Raw genomic sequence first — 5,088 nt, 5'->3', positions numbered from 1 at the left:
CACCCTAGCCGGTTTATGCCGCTATTTACCCCCCCCCGCGGGATTGGGGCCCCCCGGGCCGGTGGCCGACGCGGGCGGGGCCCCCCCCTGAGGTGGGCCGCCGCCGTCGTCGGTCCGGTCGCCGAAGCCCGCGCCAGGCGGGCCTCAGCTCACCAGGAGGACTTGGTCACGCCGGGCAGCTCGCCGCGGTGCGCCATCTCGCGGAAGCGCACGCGGGAGATGCCGAAGCGCTGGAAGGTGCCGCGCGGACGGCCGTCGATGGCGTCGCGATTGCGCACGCGCACCGGGGAGGCGTCGCGGGGCAGCTTCTGCAGACCGACGCGGGCGGCCTCGCGGGCCTCGTCCGACGCATTCGGGTCGATCAGGGTCTTCTTGAGCTCGAGGCGCTTCTCGGCGTTGCGGGCCACCATGACCTTGCGCTGCTCGTTCTTGGCGATCTTGGACTTCTTGGCCATGTCAGCGCTCCTCTCGGAAGTCGACGTGCTTGCGGACGACCGGGTCGTACTTCTTGAGAGTGATGCGATCCGGGTTGTTGCGGCGGTTCTTGCGGGTCACGTAGGTGTACCCGGTGCCCGCGGTGGACTTCAGCTTGATGATCGGACGAACGTCCTTGTCCTTGGCCATGTCAGAGCTTCACTCCCTTCGAGATGAGGTCGGCGACGACGGCGTCGATGCCGCGCACGTCGATGGTCTTGATGCCCTTCGCGGACAGCGTCAGCGTGACGTTGCGGCGCAGGGAGGGGACCCAGTAGGTCTTCTTCTGGATGTTCGGGTCGAACCGGCGCTTGTTGCGGCGGTGCGAGTGGGAGATGCTGTGGCCGAACCCCGGCCCAGCCCCGGTCACCTGGCAATGTGCTGCCATGATCACTCCTCGTGGCAAGTAGTAGTAAAAGGACGGGCGGAACCCGCGTGCGGCACGCCCCGGGCGCACGGATGCGTCCACGGCCTGCCTGAGAGCCCCGCCCCGGGTGTGGACACCGCACTCTTACTGCGACTTCTCGAAAAGGTGAACCAGGCTGGGTGAGAGCCAACCGAAGTGCCTTCAGATCGCTGGGTGGGTGAGCCCCGGCGCGGCCTCTGCCGAGGGCGCCGGGATCCGGTCTGCGGGAGCGCGCTGCCTTTCCGACCCGAGTCCCGCGGCGAAACGTCGGGGAACGCAGGAACAACGCGCGTGCGCCGTTCCATGGTACGCGAGCCCACCCCCCGGATCAACTCGACGTCAGGGGCTCCCCCACGTGGGAGGCGGCGTCGGCATCGGCGCCCTCGTCCGGGCCGGTCGGCTCGGTGAAGAGCCAGTGGCCCGGACGCAGCACGCCCAGCAGCTTGAGGCTGAGGCGGGCCGCCTCCTGCCGATCAGCCGCGTCCAGGGCGGTGACGAACACATCCTCCATCAGCGCCCGGTGCGGCCTCGCGGCGGCGTCGATGCGCCGCCGGCCCTCGTCCATGAGGCGCACGAGGGTCACCCGCGCATCCTCGGGCGACGGGAGACGCTCCACCCAGCCGCGGGCCTCGAGCCGGCGCACCACGTGGGAGAGGCGGGAGAGCGAGGAGTCGACGAGGTGCGCGGCCCGGCTCATCGCCAGCGGCTCGCCGCCGGCCTCCTTGAGCACCGCCAGGAAGTGCGCCTCGAACGGCGTGACCCCCGCCCCGCGGTGCATGTCCGACTCCACGCGGGCCTGCAGGGCGCTGGACGCCTGCAGCACGACGATCCAGGCGGCCAGGTCGGCCCCCGAGCAGCCCGCGTCCTTCAGCCAGACCGGCGGTAATGGCGGCAACGGCGGGTGCGCGTTCGCGTCCTTCTCATGGTGGGCATCTTTGGTCATGCGCGACATCGTTGCAGGTCAGGTCGCGATAGGCGAACCACGCGGTCGGGCGTGTCACCTCCCGGACCCGCCCGACCGCCGGCGAGGACCGATCAGGCGCCGCCGTGCGGGACGACGACGGCGCGCCCGGCCACCTTCCCGTCCTGCAGGTCGCGGTAGGCCTGCAGGGCGTCGTCCAGGGAGTAGGTGGTGTACAGCGGCTCGATCCTGCCGTCCCGGTACAGGCGCGCGACCTCGTGCAGCTCCTCGAGGGTGCCCCAGTAGGTGGAGACGAGCTCGGCCTCGTAGGGCGTGGAGAGGAAGGACCAGTCGATCGTGGAGCCGTTGCCGAGGCCCACGATCGTCACCCTGGACTGCACCGCGGCGCAGTCCAGGGCCAGGCGCGCGGTGGCCGCGACGCCCACGAAGTCGAAGGCGGCGTCGACGCCGCGGCCCCCGGTGAGCTCGCGGATGCGCTCCACCTGGCCCTCGCCGCCGGGCACGGTGACGGCGCCGTAGGCCTCTGCCTGGGCCATGGCGTCCTCCTTCATGTCCGTGGCGATCACGGTGGCGCCGGTGAGGGCCTTGATGATCTGCACGGCCATGAGGCCCAGGCCGCCGAGGCCGACGACGAGGGCGCAGGCGCCGGGGCGGCCGAGCGTGGGCAGTGCCAGTTTCACGGCGTGGTACGGCGTGAGGCCGGCGTCGGCGAGGGCCGAGGCCGGGATCGGGTCGGCGTCACCCAGGGGCACGAGGTTGCGGGCCGGGACGGACACGTACTCGGCCATGCCGCCGTCGCGGCCCAGGCCGACGGCCGCCGCGGCCATGGCGGCCACGTTCTCGCAGTAGGTGTCCTGGCCGCGCGAGCAGGCGCGGCAGCGGCCACAGCCGGTGGGGCCGTAGACCAGCATGGCCTCGCCCTTCTCCAGGCCGACGACGCCGTCGCCGAGCTCCTCCACCCAGCCGGAGGTCTCGTGGCCGAGGGTGTACTCCGGGTCGATCAGCGGGTTCATGCCCGGCTGGAACTCGGAGTAGACCGCGACGTCCGAGTGGCAGGCGCCGGCGCCGGCCACCTTCAGGAGGGCCTCGCCCGGCCCGGGGACAGGCTTCTCGACGTCCTTGAGTGCGGGGAACTGCTGGTAGGCCTCGAACCGGACGGCACGCATGGTGGCCACGGGATCCTCCTGGGGTCGGTGGAGCGGGTCCAGCACGATTCTCCCAAGGCTTCCAGCGCCGCGACAGTCCCGGTCCACGCCGGGTCCGGTGGACGCGGCCCCGTCCTCCCGCAGCGGCGCGATCGGATCGAAGACGGCAGAGCCCGTCCGGCCTCAGTCCCCCGACCGCACGACCTGGCCGTCCCGCAGCCACGGCGCGCGCACGCTGGCCGGGGTGAGGTCCGCCGTCGTCGCGGCGCCCATGAGGGACATGGCCCCCCTCACCTCCTGGGCGAGCAGCTCGATGACGCGCCGCACGCCCTCCTGCCCGCCGGCCATGAGGCCGGAGAGGTAGGCGCGGCCGATCAGTGTGAAGTCGGTGCCGAGCGCGAGCGCGGCCACGATGTCCTCGCCCGTGGTGATGCCGGAGTCCAGGATGATCGGCACGTCCGGCCCCGCCTCGTCGCGGACCTCGGGCAGGGCCTGGAGGGACACGGGCGCGCGGTCCAGCTGCCGCCCGCCGTGGTTGGAGACCACGAGCCCGTCCGCCCCGGTGTCCAGCGCACGGCGGGTGTCCTCGCGGGTGAGGACCCCCTTGACCATCAGCCTGCCCGGCCACACGGAGCGGATCCACTCGAGGTCGTGGAGGTCCAGCGTGGGGTCGAACATGCCGTTGATGATGCTCGGCAGGTCCCCGGCCGAGTCCGAGAGCGACGCGAACGTCAGCGGCTCCGTGGTGAGGAAGTCGAACCACCACTCCGGCCGGTAGGACGCGTCGAGCACGGTCTTGAGCGAGATCTTCGGCGGGATGGTCATGCCGTTGCGGACGTCCCGCAGGCGCTGGCCCGCCACGGGGGTGTCCACCGTGACCAGCAGGGCGGTGTAGCCGGACGCCGCAGCGCGCTCGATGAGGTCGCGGGCGCGGTCGCGGTCCTTCCAGAGGTACAGCTGGAACCAGCGGTCGCCGTCGGCTCCGCCACCCCGTGGAGGATCCGCGGCAGGAGCTCCACCGAGTCGAAGACCTCACGGGCGCGGCGCGCGGTCACCTCGCGCTGGGCCGCGCCGTCCACGTAGTCGAACGCGGCGGTCGGGGTGCGGCGCTTCGCGATGCGGCGCAGGTCCGCGACGTCGGCGGCCTTGGCCAGGCGTGCCGTGCGGCCGAGGGAAGGCGGGGTGATCTTGAGCAGCTGCGCGAGCACGCTGCGATCCTGGACGCCGTGGCCGACCAGGACCCCGAGGCCGCCGCAGCGGCGATGGCCGCCCACCTCCGCACCATCCGCCACGTGACCCTCCGCCACGGGTCGCGGCCGGACAGCCTGTGGGGCTGATCCGGCGGGGACGAGCCTCGACCGCCCGCCGGGCGATCGCCGGCGCCGACGCGATCAGCTGCACCGGCCGCGCACGGATCGGGCCCCGGGCGCGCTCAGGCGACGCCCACGCCCAGCCAGGTGCCCACGCCGAAGGTGAGCGCCAGGGCCAGGGCGCCGCCGACGACGACGCGCACCATGGCGCGCACGGCGGGGGCGTTGCCCAGCCAGGCGCCGAGGTAGCCGGTGACCGCCAGGGCCACGAGGGTCACGCCGAAGGTGACGGGCACGCGAACGCCCACCGGGGAGAGCACGATCGCCAGGAACGGCAGCAGCGCGCCCACCAGGAACGCGATGAAGGAGGCGCCGGCAGCGGCCCAGGGGCTGACCACGTCCTCCTCGGCCATGCCGAGCTCCATGCGCAGATGCGCGGTGACCGGGTCGTTGGCGGTGAGCTCGCGGGCGACCTGCTCGGCGGTGTCGCGGGAGAGGCCCTCGGCCTCGTAGAGGCCGACGAGCTCCTCGAGCTCGCCCTCGGGGTCCTCGGCCAGCTCGCGGCGCTCCTTGGCGATCATCGCCTTCTGGGAGTCCGAGGAGGAGGAGACGGACACGTACTCGCCCAGCGCCATGGACACGGCGCCGCCGACGACGGCGGCCGTGCCGGCCAGCAGGACGGGGGTGACGGCCGTCGTCGCGCCGGCTACGCCCACCACGGTGGCGGCGACGGAGACGATGCCGTCGTTGGCGCCGAGGACGCCGGCGCGCAGCCAGTTCAGGCGGGCGTGGACGCCGGTCTGGGCGTGGGGCTCGTCGGGGTGGGAGGAG

Annotated in this window: 7 protein-coding genes and 1 pseudogene; 1 reads left to right on the top strand and 7 read right to left on the bottom strand. The window is 72.9% G+C overall.

Annotated elements, in window-relative coordinates:
- Positions 1 to 149: 149 nt before the first annotated feature.
- From rpsN to MHY29_RS11110, 6 genes and pseudogenes are all read right to left on the bottom strand, one after another.
- Positions 150 to 455 carry a 30S ribosomal protein S14 gene (gene rpsN, locus MHY29_RS11135; RefSeq protein WP_224356404.1) on the bottom strand — a complete coding sequence of 102 codons (306 nt, stop codon included), beginning with the start codon at positions 453 to 455 and terminating at the stop codon, positions 150 to 152.
- A gap of 1 nt (position 456) precedes the next feature.
- On the bottom strand, positions 457 to 624 hold the full coding sequence (rpmG, locus tag MHY29_RS11130) for a 50S ribosomal protein L33 (RefSeq protein ID WP_017488899.1): 168 nt from the start codon (positions 622 to 624) through the stop codon (positions 457 to 459).
- Position 625: 1 nt separating this feature from the next.
- Positions 626 to 862 (bottom strand): 50S ribosomal protein L28, encoded by a 237-nt coding sequence (gene rpmB / locus MHY29_RS11125; protein ID WP_224356403.1) that lies wholly within the window; start codon positions 860 to 862, stop codon positions 626 to 628.
- Between the two features lie 346 nt (positions 863 to 1,208).
- Entirely contained in the window at positions 1,209 to 1,823 is a 615-nt protein-coding gene (locus MHY29_RS11120; protein WP_239241252.1) for a MarR family winged helix-turn-helix transcriptional regulator, read from the bottom strand.
- 92 nt (positions 1,824 to 1,915) lie between these two features.
- Positions 1,916 to 2,968 carry an NAD(P)-dependent alcohol dehydrogenase gene (locus MHY29_RS11115; protein ID WP_239241254.1) on the bottom strand — a complete coding sequence of 351 codons (1,053 nt, stop codon included), beginning with the start codon at positions 2,966 to 2,968 and terminating at the stop codon, positions 1,916 to 1,918.
- A gap of 162 nt (positions 2,969 to 3,130) precedes the next feature.
- Positions 3,131 to 4,155: pseudogene (locus MHY29_RS11110) on the bottom strand (alpha-hydroxy-acid oxidizing protein).
- On the opposite strand from MHY29_RS11110, the gene MHY29_RS12545 reads away from it, so the two are divergent.
- Complete coding sequence (locus MHY29_RS12545) at positions 4,144 to 4,284, top strand: FCD domain-containing protein (protein WP_370643525.1); 141 nt, start codon at positions 4,144 to 4,146, stop codon at positions 4,282 to 4,284. The pseudogene MHY29_RS11110 and the gene MHY29_RS12545 sit on opposite strands and share 12 nt — an antisense overlap.
- A gap of 95 nt (positions 4,285 to 4,379) precedes the next feature.
- On the opposite strand, the gene MHY29_RS11105 is transcribed toward MHY29_RS12545, so the two are convergent.
- Positions 4,380 to 5,088 (bottom strand): VIT family protein (locus MHY29_RS11105; protein ID WP_239241250.1); only part of this gene is annotated, 709 nt, incomplete at its 5' end.

This window comes from Micrococcus sp. ACRRV (genome assembly GCF_022346985.1).
GTDB lineage: Bacteria > Actinomycetota > Actinomycetes > Actinomycetales > Micrococcaceae > Micrococcus > Micrococcus porci.
The sequence above is the reverse complement of the archived record's forward strand: the minus strand, read 5'-3'. Positions and strand labels throughout refer to the sequence as shown.

Coding starts and splice junctions, on each gene's coding strand:
- rpsN (WP_224356404.1), bottom strand. CDS start 455: ATGGCCAAGAAGTCCAAGATCGCCAAGAACGAGCAGCGCAAGGTCATG.
- rpmG (WP_017488899.1), bottom strand. CDS start 624: ATGGCCAAGGACAAGGACGTTCGTCCGATCATCAAGCTGAAGTCCACC.
- rpmB (WP_224356403.1), bottom strand. CDS start 862: ATGGCAGCACATTGCCAGGTGACCGGGGCTGGGCCGGGGTTCGGCCAC.
- MHY29_RS11120 (WP_239241252.1), bottom strand. CDS start 1,823: ATGACCAAAGATGCCCACCATGAGAAGGACGCGAACGCGCACCCGCCG.
- MHY29_RS11115 (WP_239241254.1), bottom strand. CDS start 2,968: ATGCGTGCCGTCCGGTTCGAGGCCTACCAGCAGTTCCCCGCACTCAAG.